We start from the raw sequence: 20,573 nt of genomic DNA, 5'->3' as shown, positions 1-20,573 counted from the left end.
TCGGTCGACATTGCGCCGTACGGCCTTAGACGTTTCCAGCGAGCCCCGACCGATGACCATCGATCTCACCCGCCGCACCCTGCTCCAACTTGCCGGAGCCACCTCGCTCGCGATGGCGGCCGCGGCTGCCGCACGCGCCGAGGGGACTGCGCAAGGCGGCGGGCCGACCTATGCCAGCCGCACGCCGATGCGGGTCGGCATGGTGACGCTCCGGGTCAAGAATCTCGACACGGTTGCCGACTACTACCGCGACGTGATCGGGCTGACCGTCATGGAGCGCTCCGCCAGCGCTGCGAAGCTCGGTACGGCCGGCATCACGCTGCTCGTGCTCGAGGCGCGTCCGGATGCGGCGATCGAGCCGCGCAATGCCGCAGGCCTCTACCACACCGCCTTCCTGATGCCGACCCGCAAGGATCTCGCGCGCTGGCTGGTGCACGCCGCCTCGCATCGCGTGCCGCTGTCGGGCTTTGCCGACCATCTCGTCAGCGAATCCGTCTATCTCGACGACCCCGAAGGTAACGGCATCGAGGTCTATGCCGACCGCGAGCCCTCGCAATGGCAGTGGAGCGAGGGCAGCGTGAAGATGGCGACCGACGAGCTCAACATCCCCGACCTGCTGTCGCTGACCAATACGCGCGTTCCCGACTATGCCAAGGCGCCGGACGGAATGCGCGTCGGCCACATGCATCTGCGCGTCGGCGATCTCGCGCAGGCCGAGAACTTCTACCACGGCACCGTCGGCCTCGACCCGACCCGCAAGCGCAACGGCGCGGCGTTCCTGTCGTCGGGCCGCTATCACCATCACCTCGGCATGAACGTCTGGCAGAGCCAGGGCGCGGGCCTGCGCGACGATTCCACAACCGGTCTCGCCTGGTTTTCGCTGGTGATGGCGAAGCAGGAGCTGCTCGCCGCTCAGGAAGAGCGCCTGCGCAAGAGCGGTGTGAAGGTCACGGCGCTTGCCGACGGTTTGGAGGCGGTCGATCCCTGGGGCACGCGGGTGCGCTTGCTCAAGGTTTGATCGCCGGGGCGGGCATTGGTAATACCCGTCGGGTGCCAGCTTCCGGAGCCCCCGACATGTCCGAATTCCACGGCGTCTTCCCCTACCTCGTCTCCCCCGTCGATGCCGACGGCACGGTGCGGACGAGCGTGCTCGCAAAGCTCTGCGACGACCTGATCGGTGCCGGCGTGCATGGTCTGACGCCGCTCGGCTCGACCGGCGAGTTCGCCTATCTCAATGCCGCCCAGCGCACGGCGGTCGTGCAGACCACGATCGAAGCCGCGAAGGGCCGCGTGCCCGTGGTGGCCGGCGTCGCCTCCACCTCGACCGCGGATGCGGTGACGCAGGCACGGACGTATCAGAAGCTCGGCGCCGACGGCATTTTGGCGATCCTGGAGGCGTATTTCCCGCTCGCCGATACCCAGGTCGAATCCTATTTCCGCGCCATCGCGGACGCCGTGGACATTCCCGTCGTCATCTACACCAATCCGCAATTCCAGCGCTCCGACCTCACCCTCGAAATCATCGCGCGCCTCGCCGAGCATCCGCGCATTGGCTACATCAAGGACGCCTCGACCAACACCGGCCGGCTGCTCTCGATCATGAACCGCTGCGGCGATCGCCTGCGCGTGTTCTCGGCCTCCGCCCACATTCCGGCCGCGGTGATGCTGATCGGCGGGCTCGGCTGGATGGCGGGACCTGCCTGCATCATCCCGCGCCAGAGCGTCGCGCTCTACGACCTCTGCCGGGCGGGCCGCTGGGACGAGGCCATGGCGCTCCAGCGCAGGCTGTGGCGGATCAACGAAGCCTTCGCCCGCTTCAACCTCGCCGCCTGCATCAAGGCCGGCCTTTCGATCCAGGGCTACGACGTCGGCGATCCCATCCCGCCGCAGGCCGCGCTGACGGCCGATGCGCGCAAGGTGGTGGAGACAGCGCTCCGGGAGCTGGCGTAGCCGTCATTCCGGGGCGATGCGCAGTGCGTAGGGTGGGCAAAGCGAAGCGTGCCCATCATCTTGATCGCGTTGGTTGAGCGACCGTGGGCACGGCGCAAGTGCGCCTTTGCCCACCCTACGGAATCGCAGATTTGCGGGACCGCATGCCGAAATCGTGGATATCCCGCCCAAAACCGCGGCTGGTATGCCCCCGGTCGATCCGCTAAAAGGCTGCCCGCAGTTTCGAAAAGACCTCGAGGACCCCACGGAATGAACATTCTTCCCGGCAATTTGCGTTTCGGAGCGGGCCAGCCCGTCAAGCGTTTGGAAGACCAGCGGCTGCTGACCGGGAAGGGGCAATTCATCGACGACAAGCCGCAGGACGGCGCGCTGTGGTTGCACGTGCTGCGCTCGCCGCATGCGCACGCGAAGATCGTCTCGATCGACACCAGCGCCGCGGCCGGAATGCCCGGCGTCACCGCGGTCTACACCGGTGCGGATCTCGTCAGGGACGATATCGGCAGCATCCCGACGCTGAGCATCTTCAAGCGCCCCGACGGCAAGCCGATGACGGTGCCGCCGCGCCGGCTGCTCGCCCATGAGGTCGTGCGTTACACCGGCGAGGCGGTGGCGGCGGTGGTCGCCGCCTCCCGCGCGGAGGCGCAGAGCGCGGCCGAAGCGATCGTGGTCGAATACGACGTGCAGCCCGCGGTGGTCGACCCGGTCGAGGCGGTGAAGCCCGGCGCGCCTGTGGTGTGGCCGGAGGCGCCCGACAACATCGTCGGCGCGATGGCTTACGGCGATGCCGCCAAGGTGGACGAGGCCTTTGCCAAGGCCGCGCACACGGTCGAGCTCGACATCATCAGCCAGCGCCTCGTGCCCTCCGCGATGGAGCCGCGCTCGACCATCGCCGAGATCGACAAGAAGACCGGACGTCTCCTCCTGCACGTGCAGTCGCAGACGCCGGCCTCGACCCGCGACGTGCTGGCGGGAGCCGTGCTCAAGCGCCCCAAGGACAGCGTCCGCGTGCTGGTCGGCGACATCGGCGGCGGCTTTGGCCAGAAGACCAACCTCTATCCCGAGGACGGCATCGTCGCCTACGCCGCGACCAAGCTGAGCAAGAAGATCCGCTGGCGCGGCGACCGCACCGACGAGTTCGTCGGCGGCACCCACGGCCGCGACCTCACCTCGACCGCGTCCTTCGCGCTGGACGAGAAGGGCAAGGTGTTGGCCTATCGGGTCAAGTCGATCGGCTGCACCGGCGCCTATTCTTCGGGGGCCGCCAACATCATTCCCCTGGTGCTCGGGCCGTTCGTGCAGACCGGCGTCTACGATCTTCCGCTGGTGCATTTCGAGGTGAAGTCGGTGATGACCCACACCGCGCCGGTCGGTGCCTATCGCGGTGCGGGCCGGCCCGAGGCCGTCTTCATCGTCGAGCGCCTGTTCGACGCCGCCGCGCGAAAAATCGGCATGGATCCGCGCGCGATCCGCAAGGCCAACTACATCAAGCCGGCGCAGCTGCCCTACACCAATGCTGCGGGCCAGGTTTACGATTCCGGTGCCTTCGCCCACATGCTCGACCGTGCCGTGAAGCTCGCCGACTGGGACGGCTTTGCCGCGCGCAAGAAGGCGGCGAAGAAGAAGGGCCTGCTCTACGGCCGCGGGCTCACGTCGTACATCGAATGGACCGGCGGCCGCGCCCATACCGAGAAGGTCAGCCTGCACGCGACCTCGCAGGGCCGCGTCGTCCTGCATTCCGGCACCATGGCGATGGGGCAGGGGCTTCAGACCACCTACACCCAGATGATCGCCGACACGCTCGGCATTGCCATGGACAAGATCGATGTCGTCCAGGGCGACACCGATCTGGCGATGGGCTTTGGCAGCGTCGGCTCGCGCTCGCTGTTCGTCGGCGGAACGGCCGTGGCCGTCTCGTCGAATGACCTGATCCAGAAGGCGCGCGAGAAGGCGGCGAACGTGCTGGAGACCTCGGTCGAGGACATCGAATATCAGGGCGGCATGCTCACCGTGGTCGGCACCGACCGCCGCATCAGCCTGTTCGACCTTGCCGAGAAGGAGAGCGGCGCAAAACTCAGCGTCGATTCGGAAGGCGAGGTCGATGGTCCGAGCTGGCCGAACGGCACGCATATCTGCGAGGTCGAGATCGACCCCGAAACCGGCGTCTCCCGCGTCGTGCGCTACACCACCGTCGACGACGTCGGTGTCGCCGTGAACCCGATGCTGGTGACGGGCCAGATCCATGGCGGCGTCGCGCAAGGCATCGGCCAGGCGCTCTATGAGGGCGTCTCCTACGATGCCGACGGCCAGCTCCTGACCGCGAGCTATCAGGACTACTGCATCCCGCGCGCCGGCGACGTGCCGCCGATCGAGGTGACACTGGATGATTCCGCGCCCTGCCGCACCAACCCGCTCGGCGCCAAGGGCTGCGGCGAATCCGGCGCCATCGGCGGCCCGCCCTGCGTCACCAACGGCGTGATGGATGCGCTCGCCGAGCTCGGTATCACCCAGCTCAACACGCCCCTGACGCCGCAGAAGATCTGGCAGGCGATCAGGGACGCGAAGGCGGGGGCATAGCCCGCGCTGTTGCGGCAATCTTAGCTGTCGTCCCGGCGAAGGCCGGGACCCATAACCACCGAGCCTGGTTTGGCGAAGATCGGTGGTTACCGGCTTCGCACGCCAACTTCGTCACGGCGTATGGGTCCCGGCCTTCGCCGGGACGACACCGAATGCGTTGCGCGAGCTTTGCCTCAAATCCCCAGCATCATCTTCGCGATGATGTCGCGCTGGATCTCGGACGTGCCGCCGAAGATCGTGTAAGCCCGGCCGTTGAGATATTCCGGCACCACCGTCAGCATGTCCTCGGGTATCGCCGGTTCGTGGTTGAGCTTGTAGAGCGGGCGCATCGGCTCGACGGCGAGGGCGTCATGGCCAATCACGTCGGCGCCCAGCCGTGTCACGGCCTGGCGGATCTCGCTGTTGCGCAGCTTCAGGATCGACGACACCGCGCCGGGATTCTGTCCGGTCTGGAGCGCCGAGAGCACGCGCAGCTCGGTCATCTCCAGCGCGTCGATGTCGACCTCGACCTCCGAAATGCGCGTCGCGATGTCAGGACTGTCGATCGCGCGGCCGGTCAGGTCCGACTCGGCAAGGTCCGCGATCGCCTTCAGCCCTTCGCGCAGCTTGGCGGAGGCGATGCCCGAGCCGCGCTCGAATTCGAGCAGGTACTTGCCGTAGGTCCAGCCCTTGCCTTCCTCGCCGACCCGATTGGCCATGGGCACACGCACGTCGTCAAAGAACACCTGGTTGACCTCGTGGTCGCCGCCGATGGTGAGGATCGGGCGCGTCGTGATGCCCGGCGTCTTCATGTCGATCAGGATGAAGCTGATGCCGTCCTGCTGCCGCGGCCCGTCGCTGGTGCGCACCAGCGCGAACATGCGGTTGGCGTGGTGGGCATGCGTGGTCCAGATCTTGGTGCCGTTGATGATGTAGTGGTCGCCGTCGCGCACCGCGCGCGTCTTCAGCGAAGACAGGTCGGAGCCGGAGCCCGGCTCGGAGTAGCCCTGGCACCAATAATCCTCGCCGGAGAGAATCCGCGGCAAATAGAAGTTCTTCTGCTCAGGGCTGCCGAAGCCGATGATGACGGGCCCGACCATCTTTACGCCCATGACATTCACATTGGGCACGCCGGCGCGCGCGGATTCGGTCTCGAAAATCCAGCGCTGTGCCGGCGTCCAGTCCGGACCGCCATATTCGACCGGCCAGCCCGGCGCGCCCCAGCCCTGCCTGTGCAGCGCGCGCTGCCAGGCCATGCCGATATCAGGATCGGAGAATACCGAGGGCGTCAGCGCGGTCGCGCGCTTCATCTCCTCGGTGAGATTTTTGGCGATGAAGCCGCGCACCTCGTCCTGGAAGGCGCGCTCCTCGGCATTGAACGACAGGTCCATGATGCGCTCCTTTCGGTTCAGGCCGATACGCCGGTGCGGCCAAGCCGGGCGTGGCGGGCATAGTGGTGCGCGCTGCCGCCGAACAGCGTGTCGAAGGCGACGAGCCGCTTGAAATAGGCGCCGACCTCGAGCTCCTCGGTGACGCCCATGCCGCCGTGAAGCTGGATCGACTGCTCGCCGACGAAGCGCGCGCATTTGCCGATCTTCGCCTTCGCGCCCGACGCGGCCCGCGCGCGCTCGATCGGCGTGCTGTCTGCCTTCAGCGCGGCGCGCAGCGCCATCGAGCGCGCCTCGTCCACCTGCATCGCCATGTCGGCAAGGCGGTGGCGGATCACCTGGTTGGCGGACAGCGGCCGGCCGAACTGCTTCCGGATCTTGGTGTATTCCAGCGTCGTCTCCAGCAGCATCTGCATGATGCCGACGGCCTCCGCGCCGAGCGCGGCCATGGCGCGATCGACGGCCCATTCGATTGCGGGCAGCGCATCCTTGCCGTCGCCGAGCAGGGCGTCCTCAGGAAGATGCACGTCGGGCAGCTCGATATTGCAGGCGCGCCCGCCGCCAAGCCGCGGATAGTCGGAGATTGAGAGGCCCGGCGCCGTTGCCGGCACCAGGAACAGGCCGATCCGCCCCGATGGCCCCCGATGATCGTGAATATGCGCGGAGACGATGATCTCGTCGGCGGCATGGCCGTCGAGCACGGCGATCTTGCTGCCGGCAAGACGCCAGCCCTGCGCGGTCTTGTTGGCTGCGGTCGCAACTTTGGCGAGATCGAACCGCGCTGCGCGTTCGGAATGCGCAAGCGCCAGCTTCAACGACCCGTCCGCGATCTTCGGCAGGCTCGCCTGCTTCTGCGCCGTGCTGCCGCATCTGTCGATCAGCGCGGCTCCGAGCACGACGGTTGCGACATAAGGCTCCGACACCAGCCCGCGGCCGAAGGCTTCCATCAAGATGCCGATCTCGACCGCACCACCGCCGAGCCCATCAAACTGCTCCGGGATCGGCAACGCCAACCAGCCGAGCTCGGCAAACTGCGTCCATACCGCCGGGCTGAAGCCGAGCGGATCGTTCGCCATCTTGCGGCGATGATCGGCATCGTAGCTCTCGGCCACGAAGCGTTCCGCGCTTTCGCGCAGCAGCCGTTGCTCGTCGCTCAGATTGAGGTCCATCGCGTCTACTCCGCGGCCGCCGGCGGTTTGCGCACGGAGGGATGCAGGCCCGATGGATCGACGATCATGCCGAACTCCTGAAGGTTATGGGCGTGACAGAGCTGATGCAGGGCAAAGGCCTGGTCAATTGCAGCCGGCTGGCCCATCACATCGACCGAACGATTGACCGCCTCCTTGGTCAGCTTCAGCGCGAAGGACGGCTTTGATGCGATCCGGCGCGCCAGCTCCAGCACGCGCGATGACAACTCCGCGCGTGGCACGACCTGATTGACCATGCCGAGCTGATGCGCCTCCTGCGCGCTCCAGCTGTCGGCCGTGAACAGGAATTCCTTGGCCTTGCGCGGCCCGAGCTCCCAAGGATGCACGAACCATTCGACGCCGCAGACGCCCATGGCGACCACGGGATCGCAGAACTGCGCATCGTCGCTGGCGACGATGAGGTCGCAGGCCCAGGCCAGCATCAAGCCGCCGGCGATGCACTTGCCGTGCACCTCGGCGATAACAGGCTTTGCCAGATTGCGCCAACGGCGCGTGATCTGGAGATATATTTCCTGCTCGCGCGCGAAGCGGCCGTGCGCGTTGGCTTCGGCGAAGCCGCCCCAATTTCCGATCGGCGGAAAATCGACGCCCGCTTCATTCTTGCCGCCCGGGCGCAAATCGTGGCCCGAGGAGAAATGCGGCCCGTTGCCGGCAAGGATGATCACCTTGACCGTGTCGTCCTGCACCGCGGCATCGAAGGCAGCGTTGAGGTCGTAGGTCATTTGCAGGTTCTGCGCGTTGCGCGCATCGGGCCGGTTCATGACGACCCGGGCAATCGCCGGCTCCGGCCGCTCCACGAGGATGGTCTCGAACGAGGACATCGCGTTCCCCCTGGCGTTTCCGTTTGGTCTTATTGTTTCGTTGAGTTGACTATGTTGGCCGGTGATAGGCAAGGGGCTTGCGTCAATCGGCTGGCGATGGGGCGCGCATATGCTTGTTGCAGTCATTCCGGGGCGCGAAGCGAACCCGGAATCTCGAGATTCTTCGATGCTCCGGGCCGCGCTTGCGCGGTCCCGTCGCATCGCCCGGGAATGACGAGAAGAAATCTCGACACTCGCCAGGGCCCTTCTGATAGTTTGCGCCGGATTCCACCGGGAGAAATTTTGATGCGCAAGATCCTGACCGTGCTGGCGGCGCTGGCCTCGCTCAGCCTCACCAATTGTGGCTACAACGCGATCCAGAGCGAGGACGAGCAGATCAAGGCCAACTGGTCCGAGGTCGTGAACCAGTATCAGCGCCGCGCCGATCTCGTGCCCAACCTCGTCAACTCGGTGAAGGGCTTTGCCCAGCAGGAGAAGGACGTGCTGCTCGGCGTCACCAATGCCCGCGCCAAGGTCGGCAGCATCCAGGCAACGCCGGAGGTGCTGAACGACCCCGCGGCCTTCCAGAAGTTCCAGGCCGCCCAGGGCGAACTCTCCAGCGCGCTGTCGCGCCTCCTGGTCGTCACCGAGAACTACCCGCAGCTCAAGTCGGACGCGCTGTTCAAGGACCTGATGTCCCAGCTCGAGGGCACCGAGAACCGCATCACGGTGGCGCGCAACCGCTACATCAAGGCGGTGCAGGAGTACAACGTCACCATCCGCTCGTTCCCGACCAACCTCACCGCGATGACGTTCGGCTACAAGGAGAAGCCGAACTTCTCGGTCGAGAACGAGAAGGAGATCTCGACCGCGCCGAAGGTCGATTTCAATCCTGCGCCCGCGCCATCGAAGTAAGTGCGTTCGCCTCTCATGCGCGCCACGCCCACCACTGTCATTCCCCGCGGAAGCGGGGAATCCAGTACGCCGCGGCCTTTCCGTATCTCGCTGCCGTCTCTGGAATACTGGATCGCTCGGTCAAGCCGGGCGATGACACTGAGTGTGTGGTTCGTATTCGCACTCCTCCTCACCTTCGCGTTTCCCGCCTTCGCCGACGTCGCGGTGCCGCAGCTGACCGGCCGCGTGGTCGACCAGACCGGCACGCTCTCCAGCGGCGACATTGCTGCGCTCACGCAAAAACTGCGCAACTTCGAGACGCGCAAAGGCAGCCAGGTCGCCGTCCTGATCGTGCCGTCCACGCAGCCGGAAACGATCGAGCAGTTCTCGATCCGGGTTGCGGAGGCCTGGAAGATCGGCCGCAAGAAGGTCGACGATGGCGCGATCCTCGTCGTTGCTAAGAACGACCGGCATTTGCGCATCGAGGTCGGTTACGGCCTCGAAGGCGCGCTCACCGACGTCACCTCGCGGCGGATCATCGACGAGATCATCACACCGAAATTCAGAACGGGCGATTTCAGCGGCGGCATCTCGGATGGCGTCGATCGCATGATCCGCGTCATCGACGGCGAGCCGCTGCCGGTTCCCTCGCCCAGCGTGAATTTCGGCAATCTGGACGACATCGGGCCGCTCTTCTTCGTGACGGTGTTCGCCTCGATCGGGGTCGGCGGGTTCTTCCGGGCCATGCTGGGGCGGCTGCTCGGATCATTGGTGACCGGCGGCATCATCGCAGCATTGACCTGGCTCATTCTCGGTTCCTTCGCACTTGCCATGGTGCTCGGCGTCGCCGGCTTCATCATCGGATTCATCGCCGATGTGGTTTCCGCGATGGGACCGAGCACGGGGTCGTCGCGTCGGGGCTCGTGGTCGAGCGGATCGTCGGGAGGCGGCTGGAGCAGCGGATCGTCGGGCAGCAGCGACAGCGGCAGCTTCAGCGGCGGTGGTGGCAGTTTTGGCGGCGGCGGCGCCTCGGGGAGCTGGTAGCGGTCATGAGCATCAAGCGCATTGCCAGACATCTGGTGCAGCATCATTGGCGGGCAAAGCGGATTTTTCCGCCAAAGGTGCTCACCCGCATCGAGCAGGCGATCAAGCAGGGTGAGACCACCCATTCCGGCCAGGTCCGCTTCGTCGTCGAAGGCGCGCTCGACGGCGGCCCCCTGTTCCGCAACCAGCCGGCGCGCGAGCGCGCGCTCGACGTGTTCTCGCATTTGCGCATCTGGGACACCGCGCACAACAACGGCGTCCTCATCTATCTCCTGCTCGCCGATCGCGACGTCGAGATCATCGCCGACCGCGGCATCGACGCGAAAGTTGGCGCGGCGGGCTGGGAGACCATCTGCCGCGCCATGGAGGCGGAGTTCAGGTCCGGCCAGTTCGAGCGCGGCGTGATCGAAGGCATCGCAGCCGTGTCGCGCGAGCTGGCAAAGCATTTTCCTCCGCAAGGCTCGCATCGCAACGAGCTGCCGGATGCACCTGTGACGATGTGAGCGCCGGCCAGTAATCCGCACTCCGTCATTGCGAGCGTAGCGAAGCAATCCAGAGTCTTTCCGCGGTGGCAGTCTGGATTGCTTCGCTACGCTCGCAATGACGAGGTCGAGATTGCGCGCCCAACTCTCTCACCGTCACCCCCGCGCAACCGCGAAGCGGTTGCCGCTGGAGGCGGCCGCCTCTTCAGCTGTCCTCGAAGGGCGGCGGCCCGACCGTTGCCCTGCCGTTCATCTTCCCCCGGTTACAAATTGTTTCACGCCCGCCACACCGGATCCACTTTCCCGGCCAAATTCGGCCCCTGATGACTTCCTAAAATTTCGGTAAGCGGGTCCGAAGGTAAGGATTTCGCAAGCAATGAAAGTTACCAAAAGGTCAATCCAGAGTGGAGTATTTGAGCCGTGAGCGAACCAATGGCTGAGCAGGCTGCCCAAGAGACCGGCGAACAGACGAGCGTCGAAGCCGCCGCGACCGCGCCGCAGGCCGTCGAGGCTGCCGGGATCGAGGCCCCTTCGATTGCCCCCGACCATGAGACGCCGCCCAAAGCCGATCCAGTCAAGGTCGAGCCGCCCAGGATCGAAGCCTCGAGGATCGAGGTGCCGAAGTTCAGCGCCACGCCGCAGGCTGAATCCAAGCCCGAGCCGAAGCCCGGCAAGCTCATCGTCATGCCCCCCTCGGATCGCGCCTGGGACCGCGAGGATTTCGCCCCCCACGTGAAGGCGGACGAGCCGCGCGAGGCCGGCGGCAAGCGTCGCCTGTCGGCGATGGCCGCGGTGGTGGCGATTGCCGCCAGCGTCGGCGCGATCAGCGGCGTGCTCGCGACCGCCGGCATGATGCACTTTGCAGCTCCGGTTCCGGCGCCAGCGCAGGTCGCCGACACCAGCGCGTTCGATGCCTCCGTCGCGCGGATCGATGCCGACCTCGTCGCGCTCAAGGCGAATGTCGAGCACACCTCCAAGACCGGTCTCAACCAGTTCAACCGGGCCAACGACCGTCTCGACAAGCTCGAGAAGGCGCAGGCCGAGCCGATGGCCAGGATCGCAAAACTGTCCGAGACCGTGGACAAGCTCCGTGCCACGCCGCCCGCAGCCCCCGCGCAGGCTGCCGCCACACCCGCCAGGGAGACCACCGGCTCGATCGCGCCGACCCAGGTTGCGACCGCTGCCGCCGCACCGGCTCCGGTGCCCGCCGCGCCCAAGACCGAGGTCGGCCGGCTCCCGACGATCGAGGGCTGGGTCCTGCGCGACGTCGCCAATGGCGGCGCGCTGATCGAGGGCCGGGGCGGCCTTTACGAGGTTTATGCCGGCGATCCCATTCCCGGCGTTGGCCGCGTCGATGCGATCCGCCGCCAGGACGGCCGCTGGGTGGTTGTTACCAGCAAGGGCCTGATCGTCGCGCGCTAAGCTGTCGGAATTCGACTTTCGAAGAGGCGCTTCACCACCATGTGAAGCGCCTTTTTTCTTGAATAGGGGTCCTTGCGCGGTGTTACTGAAGGCATGAGCCGCGTGTTGCGAATTCTCCTTGCTGTCGTCGTGCTTCTTGGTGGCGCCATGTCGCTATCGGCAGCGGAGAATGCACAGCTCACGCGCGGCACGGCGATCACCGATCCCGATGTCCTGCGCAGGCTCGACCAGAACGATGCGCTCACGATCTCGCGCCTGTTATGGCCGGAGCGCAACGCGAACTTTCCGCTCACGAACGATCTGCTGTTCTCCTCGATGCCGCAGCTTGCGCCAATTCCGCCGACAATCGACGCGGAGTTCGATCGCTACATCGCGGGACACAAGGCGGCATGGCCGAGCGAGACCATCGGCGTCGGCGAAGGCTTTGACGTGCAGCTGTTCGATCGGGCCGCGCTGAAATCCCCCAACACGCGTTTCGTGCTGGCCGGCATCGTCAACCGCATGGACCGCGCCTATGTCGCGGAGGATTCCTGCGGCGAGATCCGCCTGATCTATCGGCTCACCCGTTTCGACGCCGGACCGGACGGGAGCAAGACGGCGACGCGCCTGCCGATGACGTTCAACCTGGTGCTGAAGGCGCGTGAGGCCCGCCAGATCGCCTCGAACGGCAAGCCGGTCACCTGCGCCGAGGTCGCGCGGCGCTGGCTCGACAATGGCGACTGGCAGGGGCTGATCGGCGGCGGCTTCTATCCTTACGATGCCATGCTCGATCGCATCGAGACCAACATCCAGGTCTCGATCGCGCCGAAATCGGCGCTGCACGACTTCCGCTCGGACTATTTGCTCAAGGTGTTCAAGTACGACGCCGCGACGAAGACGTTCGAGGAATCGACGCTGGAGAACCAGATCGATCGCGACCGGATTTTTGCGGACAATGATCTCCGACGCGACTTCAAAGAGTGGCTGCTCGCGCCCGACCATCTGCGCGAGTTCGATCGCGGCACGGTGCTGATCCCCGAGAAATTTTTGGCCAAGGCCGCGGTGGTGCCGACACCGGCCGGCCTCGATGCCTCCGCGTTGCAGCCGGAGTTCGGCATGATGCAAGGCGAAGGCAAGGACAATCCCGTCTTCACGGACAGTGATGTGGTTAGCGCGTTGAAGCAGGCGACCGCGCGCGCTGACGTGCAGAACATCCGCTCGGTCGCGGGCTTCCAGCGCCGTCTCAACGACGTCACTTGCGCCGGCTGTCACCAGACCCGCGGCATCGGCGGCTTCCATTTTCCGGGCGTGGATTGGCTGGCGGACAAGCCGTCCAATGCCACCATCGTGCCGGCCTCGCCGCATTTCCTTGGCGACCAGCTTCGCCGCCGCGACATCCTGACCGCGTTCGCGGCCGGACAGCGGCCTGATTTCTCACGCGGATTCGCCAGCCGGCCGCAGACCCGCGGCAGCCAGGAATTGGCCGGCACCGAATATCAGGACGGCTGGGGAGCGCATTGTTCCTTGCAAGATGCGGGATCGGGAACGCCGGACAAGAGTTTTACGTCATGGAGCTGTGCCAAAGGTTTGACCTGTCAGGCTGCCGCGGCCTCGCGCCGCATCGGCATGTGCTTCATCAAGACACATTAGCGCGTCCTAGCCCACCGCCCCGTTTGACCGCAGCTGCTTGATCGCTGCCTCGTCGTATCCCGCTCCGCGCAAAATCTCGTCACTGTGCTCGCCGACGCCGGGCGGCTTGCGCGGCTGCACCTTCTTGGTGCCGTCGACCCAGATCGGGCTGGAGATGGTGAGCATGGTGTCGTTCTCGAACGGCACCAGCACCTCGTTGTCGAGCATCTGCTTGTCGTTCGGGATGTCGTCCAGAATGCCGACGATGCCGAACACGAGGCCGTTGCCGTCGAGGATCTTGCGCCATTCGGCAAGGTCCTTGGTGGCGAAAGTCTCGTCGAAAATCTTGATCAGCTCGACCGAGCGGGCGTGGCGGTCGGGCTTGGTGGCAAAACGTGGATCGGTGATCAGGTCTTCGCGGCCAAGGCACTTGGCCAGCGTCGGAAACTGCTTCTCCTCGCTCAGCAGCGACAGGATCAGCCAGCGGCCGTCCTTGCATTGATAGTGGTTGGCGACCGCATTCAGCGCGCGCTCGCGCGGGCGCCGTTCACCGAACTTGGCGCCGCAGAGTTTTGCCTGCGCCAGCACGCTCGCCGCCCACACCCCGTTCGCCATCAGGTTGGAAGCGACATGCGAGCCCTTGCCGGTCTTCTCGCGCTGATAGAGCGCGGTGACGATCGCGCCGTACAACGCCATGGCGCAGGGGTGGTCGCCCATGCCGGCGACGGAGCGGGCCGGCGTCGTATCGGTATCGGCGCGGACGAGGTCCATCAGGCCGGAACGCGCCCAATAGGCGTTGCTGTCGAAGCCGGGCTTGTTGGCTTCCTCGCCCTTCTCGCCATAGCCGGTGAAGGAGGCGTAGATCAGCCGATCGTTGAGATGGGCGAGGTGGTCATAGGTGATGCCGAGCTTGGTGCGCACCGGCGGCGGCATGTTGGTGATGAAGACGTCGGTCTCTTCGACCAGCTTGTAGAGCACCGCCTGCGCCTCCGGCTTGGAGAGATCGAGCGCGAGGCTCTTCTTGTTGCGGGCCTCCAGCAGCCAGGCGAAATTGTGCTCGCCGGTCGGGTAGCCCGGCAGGTTGGGCAGATTGCGGTAGGGGTCGCCGGCGCCGGGCGGCTCGATCTTGATGACGTCGGCACCGAAATCCGACAGCACGGTCGCGGCCGCGGGCGCTGCGATGAAGCTCGCGCAGTCCAGAACCTTCAGCCCCGCAAAAATGCCCTTGTCCATCGCGGCGTTGCTCCCTCGCTCTTGTTGTTTCCCGCGCGCTGGAATTGGCGCGGGCCAGATCATGGCAGCATTAGACCGATGTTCCGGCGGGATGCAACGCTCCTTCCGGGACTCACTCCTCCCCAGCCAGCAACGCAGCATTGCCGCCGGCCGCAGCCGTGTTGATGGTTACGGTCTGCTCGGTGGCAAAGCGCGCGAGGTAGTGCGGGCCGCCGGCCTTCGGGCCGGTTCCGGACAGGCCGTTGCCGCCGAACGGCTGCACGCCGACCACGGCGCCGATCATGTTGCGGTTGACGTAGATGTTGCCGACCTGGACGCGGTCGATGATCGCCTCGATGCTGTCGTCGATGCGGGAGTGGACGCCGAGCGTGAGCCCGTAGCCGGTGCGCTCGATCGCCCGCAACACGCGTTCGAGGTTCTCGGGCCGATAGCGCACGACATGCAGGATTGGGCCGAACACTTCCTCGGTGAGCTGGCCGGCCTCCGTGAGCTCGAAGATGTGCGGCGCGACGAAGCAGCCCTCCGGCGCGGGACCGGCAAAGTGCAGCCGCGCCTCCGTCTTCATCCGCGCGATATGCGCATCGAGGCGCTGCTTGGCCTCAACGTCGATCACCGGCCCGACATGGGTTGCGACATCGCTGGGGTCGCCGATCTTCAGTTCCCGCGCGGCACCCGCGACCATCTCGATCATGCGGTCGGCGACGTCCTCCTGCACGAACAGCAGCCGCAGTGCCGAGCAGCGCTGGCCGGCGGAACGGAACGCGGAGGTGACAACGTCGTCGGCGACCTGCTCCGGCAGCGCGGTGGCATCGGCGATCATGGCGTTGATGCCGCCGGTCTCCGCGATCAGGGGCACGATCGGCCCATCCTTGGCCGCGAGCGCCCGGTTGATGCTGCGGGCGACCTCGGTCGAGCCGGTGAAGACGACGCCGGCGATGTCGGGATGCGCGGTCAGCGCCGCGCCGATGCGGCCGTCGCCGGTGACGAGATACAGCGCGCTCTTGGGGATGCCGGCCTCGTGCAGCAGGGCTACGGCCTCGCGCGCGATGCGCGGCGTCTGCTCGGCGGGTTTTGCAACAACGCTGTTGCCGGCCATCAGCGCCGCCGTGACCTGGCCGAGGAAGATCGCCAGCGGGAAATTCCACGGCGAGATCGCCACGAAGACGCCGCGGCCGCGCATGGTGAGCGCGTTGCTCTCGCCGGTCGGGCCTGGCATCGCCGTCTCGCTGCCGAACAGCTTGCGGCCCTGCGCGGCATAGTAGCGGCAGAAGTCGGCGGCCTCGCGCAGCTCCGAGAGCGCATCGTCGAGCGTCTTGCCGCCCTCGCGCTGCAATAGCGCGATGAAATGGGCGCTACGGCTCTCCAACAGGTGCGCGGCCTGCTCCAGCGCCGCCGCGCGTATGCCCGCGGGCGTCCGGCTCCAGCCGGCGAAACCCGCGCGCGCTGCGGCCACCGCTGCGTGGGCCTGGTCCGGCGTTGCATCGGCGATCGGCTTGAGGTCGCCTGTCTCGGCCTTGACGTCGGTCAGCAGTTGGTCGAGCGCGGTGCGCGCGCCGAATTCGACGCCGCGCGAATTGCGCCGCTCCGGCGCGAACAGATCGCAGGGGAGCGGAATCCTGGGATGGGCCGCCGCCTGCGGCCGGACGATCGCATCCGCCGGACGCTGCAACAGCGCCGGGACCGGGACGCGGTAATCGGCCGCCTGCGCCACGAAGGAGGAGTTGGCACCGTTCTCCAGCAGTCGCCGCACCAGATAGGCGAGCAGGTCGCGATGGCTGCCGACCGGGGCGTAGGTGCGGTAGGCGATGTCTGCGTGATCCTTGGCGAGCTGCTCGTAGAGCGCCTCGCCCATGCCGTGCAGGCGCTGGAATTCGAAGCCGCTGCTGCCCTCGGCCATCTCCAGCACGGTCGCGACCGTCAGCGCGTTGTGGGTGGCGAATTGCGGGAAGATGCGTGGCCGCAGGGCCAGCAGCTTCGAGGCGCAGGCGACGTAGTTCAGATCCGTCATCGCCTTGCGCGTGAACACGGGATAGCCGTCGAGCCCGCGCTCCTGCGCGCGCTTGATCTCGGTGTCCCAATAGGCGCCCTTGACCAGCCGCACCATCAGCTTGCGGTCATGGGCGCGGGCGAGCGCGTCGACATAGTCGATCACTGCGCTGGCGCGCTTCTGATAGGCCTGGATCGCGAGCCCAAAACCGTCCCAGCCCTTGAGCGAGGGATCGGCCAGCGTTGCCGCGATCACGTCGAGCGACAGCTCCAGCCGGTCCGCCTCTTCGGCGTCGACGGTGAAGTTGAGATCATGGGCCTTGGCGCGCTGCGCCAGATCGAGCAGCTGCGGCACCAGCTCGACCATCACGCGCGCGCGGCTGATCGCCTCGAAGCGCGGATGCAGCGCCGAGAGCTTGACGGAGATGCCGGGCCGGTCGGGCAGGGCATGGTTGCCGGCCGCCTTGCCGATCGTCTCGATCGCGCTGGCATAGGCGTCGAAATAGCGCCTGGCGTCCGCCGCGGTGCGCGCGCCTTCGCCGAGCATGTCGAAGGAGTAGCGCGTCTTCTGGCCAGAGCGCGGCTTACCCCGCTCCAGCGCCTGCTCGATGGTCTCACCCAGCACGAAATGATTGCCCATCAGCCGCATCGCCTGGCGCGTGGCGGTGCGCACCGCCGGCGCGCCGAGCCGCTTCACCAGCCGGCCGATGGTGCCGTCGGGCGTCTCGCCGGGCTGGATCACCCGCGCCGACAGGCCGAGCGCCCAGGCCGAGGCGTTGACCAGGAAGGCGGTGGACTTGGTCTCGTGATGGATGAAGTCGCCCTCGCCGAGCTTGTCCTCGATGAACTGGTCGGCGGTGCGCGCGTCCGGCACGCGCAGCAGCGCCTCCGCCAGCACCATCAGTGCGAGGCCTTCCTTGGTCGAGAGCGCGAACTCCCGCAGCATGTCCTCGACCCCGCCAAGCCGGTCGTCGCGCTTGCGGATCGCCTCGATCAGCCGTGTCGCGGTGCGGTGGATCCGCGCCTCCTGCGGCGGGCTGAGATGTGACGCCGGCAACAGGCGCGCGGCGATCTCGGCATCATCGGGCGCGTAGGGGGCGGTGAAGGGAGGCGGGATGTTCGGCATGGCGTGTCCTGTGGCTCAAATCCAGGATAAGGCCCGCGTTACCAGAGTTCGATAGACAAGTTAGCCGATTTGCCTTAGAAAATGAAGATAGGTGCCACTATAGCCAGATAAAATATGGAACTTGATCGGTTAGACCGGAGAATCCTCTCGATTTTGCAGGAGGATGGGCGAATCGCCAATGTCGAGCTCGCCGAACGCATCGGCTTGTCGCCGACATCGATCGGCGAGCGGCTGAAGCGCTTGCAGCGCGAGGGTTTTGTCGAAGGCTACGGCGCGCGACTCAATCCGCACCGGCTCGGCCTCGGGCTACTGGTGTTCGTCGAGGTGCTGCTCGACAAGACGACGCCCGACAATTTCGAGCGCTTTGCGCGCGCGGTGAAACTCGCGCCGGAAGTCCTGGAGTGTCACATGGTTGCCGGCGGCTTCGACTATCTTGTGAAGGCGCGGCTTGCGGACATGACAGCGTATCGGCGTTTCCTCGGCGAGACCCTGCTGTCGATGCCGGGCGTGCGCGAGACGCGGACCTATGCGGTGATGGAGGAGATCAAGCGCGACGCACCGTTGCCGGTGGGCTAGGGAAGTGCCGTCGCGATTGTCATTGCCGTGGCGTTGAATGAGCGGTCTTCGCGGGAAAAATAGCTATCCGTGTGCAGTCGCAACGCCCGTCGTCGAATGCACTGGCCGTCTTCTGAAATTTTCTTGGCCTCGCTCCCGGATTTGATCCGGGAGGCAGCGAAACGCTGGCGGGCTTATACTTTGAGGTTTTCTGCGGAGGTCTTGCCCCGGTTTGCGATCTCTTCGTATTCAACCGTCTGTCCCTCGTTGAGGGTCGACAGACCGGCTTTCTGCACTGCCGAGATATGCACGAACACATCCTTGCCACCCGACGCAGGCTGGATAAATCCATAACCCTTCGTCGGGTTGAACCACTTGACCGTACCTTTAGCCATCACGACTTCTCCGCGGGTCTTCCTCCAAGATCTCGAACCGCCAGTCCCCGCCAACCGGCCGGTTCGGTCCTAACAGGATACGCGGATTGTGGCAGGCTTGGTAGCTCAAACCACATCAGCCTTTTGCCGAATTCCGCTCAACTTCGCGGCGTTTTTGCCGGTTTTGCCCGTTTCGCGGTCAATTGGCCCGCGCTCCGTCAATACGTCGCGGCCAGGTAATCGACGATCTTGCCGACATCGGCATCGTCGATCGGTGCGCCATAGACCTTGATCATCTTGGTCACCTCGGCCTGCCAGAAGCCCTTCTTGTCCTTCATCGGCGGCTGCGTGTTGATGTAGTCGGCCGAGTGGCAGGCGCTGCAATTGCCTTGCACGACCTCGAGATTGGGGCCGGGCTTGAAGGCGGCGACCTCGTCCGGCAGCTGGTAATTGACGGGCGCCGCAGTCGCGGCAGTGATGCCGGCGGCGAGAGCGAGCGAGATGGCGAGGAGAACGGTGCGCTGCATGATCATGCTCCCTCAGGCCACGCTGACGCGGACGGTTTCGACGACGTTGCGCAAATAACCCGCCGGGTTCCAGCGCGGCTGATCCGGTTGGGTCTCGCCGCCGTTGCCGGTGGCGCGGACCTTGAGCTCAACGGTGCCGGCCGCGAGCTTCACCGGCAGCTTCCATTCGCGGAAGGAGTATTTGCCGAGATCCTTGCCGAGCTTCGCGCTCGTCCAGGTCTTGCCGCCGTCGGTGGAGACCGCGACGTCCTTGATGCCCTTGCCGCCGTCGAAGGCGATGCCGCGCAGCGTCGTAGCTCCCGCCTTCAGCTTGGCGCCGTCAGGCACGCTGGTGATGAAGGAGCGGATGGTGAAACGGTTGATCGGGATCGTCGCCTTCGGCGTGGTGCCCGGCTCGATTGCATTGTTCGGGGTATCAGGAATGCGATAGGCCGACTTCATCCAGAAGCCGTCATAGACATTGTCGATGACGGTGATCTCGTTGAGGTGCTTGACCCAGTAGGTGCCGTAATAGCCGGGCACGATCAGGCGCAGCGGGAAGCCGTTGAGGAACGGCAGATCCTCGCCGTTCATGCCGTAGGCCAGCATCACCTCGACGTCGCTGGCGTGATCGATGTCGAGCGCCTTGACGAAGTCAGGCGTCTTGTCGCTGGCCGGGCCGTCCATGCCGTTGAACGTGACCTGCTTGGCACCGGCCTGCACGCCCGCCATCTCGAGCACGGTCTTCAGCGGCACGCCGCGCCAGCGTGCATTCCCCATCGCGCCGTTGGCGAGCTGGCCGCCGGCGACACGCGGCTCGAAGAAGCCGCGGCTGTTGCCGGAGCACTGGTTGACGGCGACGATCTCGGTCGCCTTCATTTTGCGGATGTCCTTGAGCGACAGCTTGAGCAGCTTGTCGACCTTGCCCTTGATCTCGAGCGTGAACTTGTCGGGGTCGAGATTGTAGGGCAGGTCCGAGAGATGATAGCGCACGAAGAATGCGTTGTTCGGCGTGATCGGGCCGTCGTTGAACACCGCGAACGGGGTCTCGAGTTGCGGCGGCCGGCTGGTCAGGCCGATCATCGGCCGCTTCTGCGGATATTTCACCAGCGGCCGTTCGCCGTTGGCGAAGGGCAGGGTGACGGTGTCCAGCGCCAGCGCTTTGGTTGAATTCAGTGTGGCCGCCATGGCGGCAAGCCCCGCTCCCTTGAGCAGGTCGCGTCGATCGAACATCTGGTCCCCTCCCGGAGCTTTTCGTTGGCTCGCGGTCATCACCGCGATCCTGCATTCATCTGTCGCAACGATGCCGATGAAGTCAATTCGTGCTTTCGCAGCAGGCCCATGCCGCTGCGTTGCAGCAAGCCGGTGTTGCGTTCGTAATGAGAGTCGAGCTGTCGCCGCGACGGTGGTGCGCTCCACCTCTCCCGCTTGCGGGAGAGGTCGC

At 65.8% G+C, this 20,573-nt stretch carries 17 protein-coding genes; 9 read left to right on the top strand and 8 right to left on the bottom strand.

Annotated elements, in window-relative coordinates; all coding sequences use genetic code 11:
- Window positions 1–52: 52 nt before the first annotated feature.
- The 3 genes from BJA_RS36880 to BJA_RS36870 all read left to right on the top strand — a co-directional run bounded on the left by BJA_RS36880 (window position 53) and on the right by BJA_RS36870 (window position 4,524).
- On the top strand, window positions 53–1,018 hold the full coding sequence (locus tag BJA_RS36880) for a VOC family protein (protein ID WP_011090008.1): 966 nt from the start codon (window positions 53–55) through the stop codon (window positions 1,016–1,018).
- A 56-nt stretch (window positions 1,019–1,074) separates the two neighbouring features.
- Window positions 1,075–1,950, top strand: a complete 876-nt coding sequence (locus tag BJA_RS36875; protein ID WP_011090007.1) for a dihydrodipicolinate synthase family protein — start codon at window positions 1,075–1,077, stop codon at window positions 1,948–1,950.
- 249 nt (window positions 1,951–2,199) lie between these two features.
- Window positions 2,200–4,524 (top strand): xanthine dehydrogenase family protein molybdopterin-binding subunit, encoded by a 2,325-nt coding sequence (locus tag BJA_RS36870; RefSeq protein WP_038965457.1) that lies wholly within the window; start codon window positions 2,200–2,202, stop codon window positions 4,522–4,524.
- Window positions 4,525–4,697: 173 nt separating this feature from the next.
- Here BJA_RS36870 and BJA_RS36865 read toward each other — a convergent pair whose 3' ends face one another.
- Genes BJA_RS36865 through BJA_RS36855 form a run of 3 tightly spaced genes read right to left on the bottom strand, consistent with a single transcriptional unit; the run spans window position 4,698 to window position 7,920 of the window.
- Window positions 4,698–5,894 (bottom strand): acyl-CoA dehydrogenase family protein, encoded by a 1,197-nt coding sequence (locus BJA_RS36865; protein ID WP_011090005.1) that lies wholly within the window; start codon window positions 5,892–5,894, stop codon window positions 4,698–4,700.
- Window positions 5,895–5,911: 17 nt separating this feature from the next.
- Window positions 5,912–7,060, bottom strand: coding sequence for an acyl-CoA dehydrogenase family protein (locus tag BJA_RS36860; protein ID WP_011090004.1), 1,149 nt, complete (start codon window positions 7,058–7,060; stop codon window positions 5,912–5,914).
- Window positions 7,061–7,065: 5 nt separating this feature from the next.
- The gene (locus BJA_RS36855; RefSeq protein WP_028172927.1) at window positions 7,066–7,920 is read right to left on the bottom strand and encodes an enoyl-CoA hydratase; all 855 of its coding nucleotides are present in this window, start codon (window positions 7,918–7,920) and stop codon (window positions 7,066–7,068) included.
- A gap of 285 nt (window positions 7,921–8,205) precedes the next feature.
- Between BJA_RS36855 and BJA_RS36850 the strand changes: the two genes are divergently transcribed.
- The 5 genes from BJA_RS36850 to BJA_RS36830 all read left to right on the top strand — a co-directional run bounded on the left by BJA_RS36850 (window position 8,206) and on the right by BJA_RS36830 (window position 13,370).
- The gene (locus tag BJA_RS36850) at window positions 8,206–8,814 is read left to right on the top strand and encodes a LemA family protein (RefSeq protein ID WP_011090002.1); all 609 of its coding nucleotides are present in this window, start codon (window positions 8,206–8,208) and stop codon (window positions 8,812–8,814) included.
- A 132-nt stretch (window positions 8,815–8,946) separates the two neighbouring features.
- Window positions 8,947–9,837 carry a TPM domain-containing protein gene (locus BJA_RS36845; RefSeq protein WP_038965458.1) on the top strand — a complete coding sequence of 297 codons (891 nt, stop codon included), beginning with the start codon at window positions 8,947–8,949 and terminating at the stop codon, window positions 9,835–9,837.
- Between the two features lie 5 nt (window positions 9,838–9,842).
- Complete coding sequence (locus tag BJA_RS36840) at window positions 9,843–10,340, top strand: TPM domain-containing protein (protein WP_011090000.1); 498 nt, start codon at window positions 9,843–9,845, stop codon at window positions 10,338–10,340.
- A gap of 411 nt (window positions 10,341–10,751) precedes the next feature.
- Window positions 10,752–11,741, top strand: coding sequence for a hypothetical protein (locus BJA_RS36835; RefSeq protein ID WP_038965459.1), 990 nt, complete (start codon window positions 10,752–10,754; stop codon window positions 11,739–11,741).
- 93 nt (window positions 11,742–11,834) lie between these two features.
- Window positions 11,835–13,370 (top strand): hypothetical protein, encoded by a 1,536-nt coding sequence (locus tag BJA_RS36830; RefSeq protein WP_011089998.1) that lies wholly within the window; start codon window positions 11,835–11,837, stop codon window positions 13,368–13,370.
- Window positions 13,371–13,376: 6 nt separating this feature from the next.
- Here BJA_RS36830 and BJA_RS36825 read toward each other — a convergent pair whose 3' ends face one another.
- Both BJA_RS36825 and putA read right to left on the bottom strand, forming a co-directional pair.
- The gene (locus BJA_RS36825) at window positions 13,377–14,582 is read right to left on the bottom strand and encodes a CaiB/BaiF CoA transferase family protein (protein WP_038965460.1); all 1,206 of its coding nucleotides are present in this window, start codon (window positions 14,580–14,582) and stop codon (window positions 13,377–13,379) included.
- A 112-nt stretch (window positions 14,583–14,694) separates the two neighbouring features.
- On the bottom strand, window positions 14,695–17,694 hold the full coding sequence (gene putA / locus BJA_RS36820; RefSeq protein ID WP_011089996.1) for a bifunctional proline dehydrogenase/L-glutamate gamma-semialdehyde dehydrogenase PutA: 3,000 nt from the start codon (window positions 17,692–17,694) through the stop codon (window positions 14,695–14,697).
- A 114-nt stretch (window positions 17,695–17,808) separates the two neighbouring features.
- Here putA and BJA_RS36815 point away from each other — a divergent pair, with 114 nt between their 5' ends.
- Complete coding sequence (locus BJA_RS36815) at window positions 17,809–18,270, top strand: Lrp/AsnC ligand binding domain-containing protein (protein WP_011089995.1); 462 nt, start codon at window positions 17,809–17,811, stop codon at window positions 18,268–18,270.
- 173 nt (window positions 18,271–18,443) lie between these two features.
- On the opposite strand, the gene BJA_RS36810 is transcribed toward BJA_RS36815, so the two are convergent.
- From BJA_RS36810 to BJA_RS36800, 3 genes are all read right to left on the bottom strand, one after another.
- The gene (locus tag BJA_RS36810) at window positions 18,444–18,644 is read right to left on the bottom strand and encodes a cold-shock protein (protein WP_008563500.1); all 201 of its coding nucleotides are present in this window, start codon (window positions 18,642–18,644) and stop codon (window positions 18,444–18,446) included.
- Window positions 18,645–18,841: 197 nt separating this feature from the next.
- Window positions 18,842–19,150, bottom strand: coding sequence for a sulfite:cytochrome C oxidoreductase subunit B (locus BJA_RS36805; protein WP_028172935.1), 309 nt, complete (start codon window positions 19,148–19,150; stop codon window positions 18,842–18,844).
- A gap of 12 nt (window positions 19,151–19,162) precedes the next feature.
- Window positions 19,163–20,362: a molybdopterin-dependent oxidoreductase gene (locus BJA_RS36800; RefSeq protein WP_038965461.1), complete on the bottom strand. Its 1,200-nt coding sequence runs from the start codon at window positions 20,360–20,362 to the stop codon at window positions 19,163–19,165.
- Window positions 20,363–20,573: the final 211 nt, after the last annotated feature.

Source organism: Bradyrhizobium diazoefficiens USDA 110, assembly GCF_000011365.1.
Taxonomy (GTDB): Bacteria; Pseudomonadota; Alphaproteobacteria; order Rhizobiales; family Xanthobacteraceae; genus Bradyrhizobium; species Bradyrhizobium diazoefficiens.
This window is presented reverse-complemented; position numbering and strand designations above follow the sequence as displayed.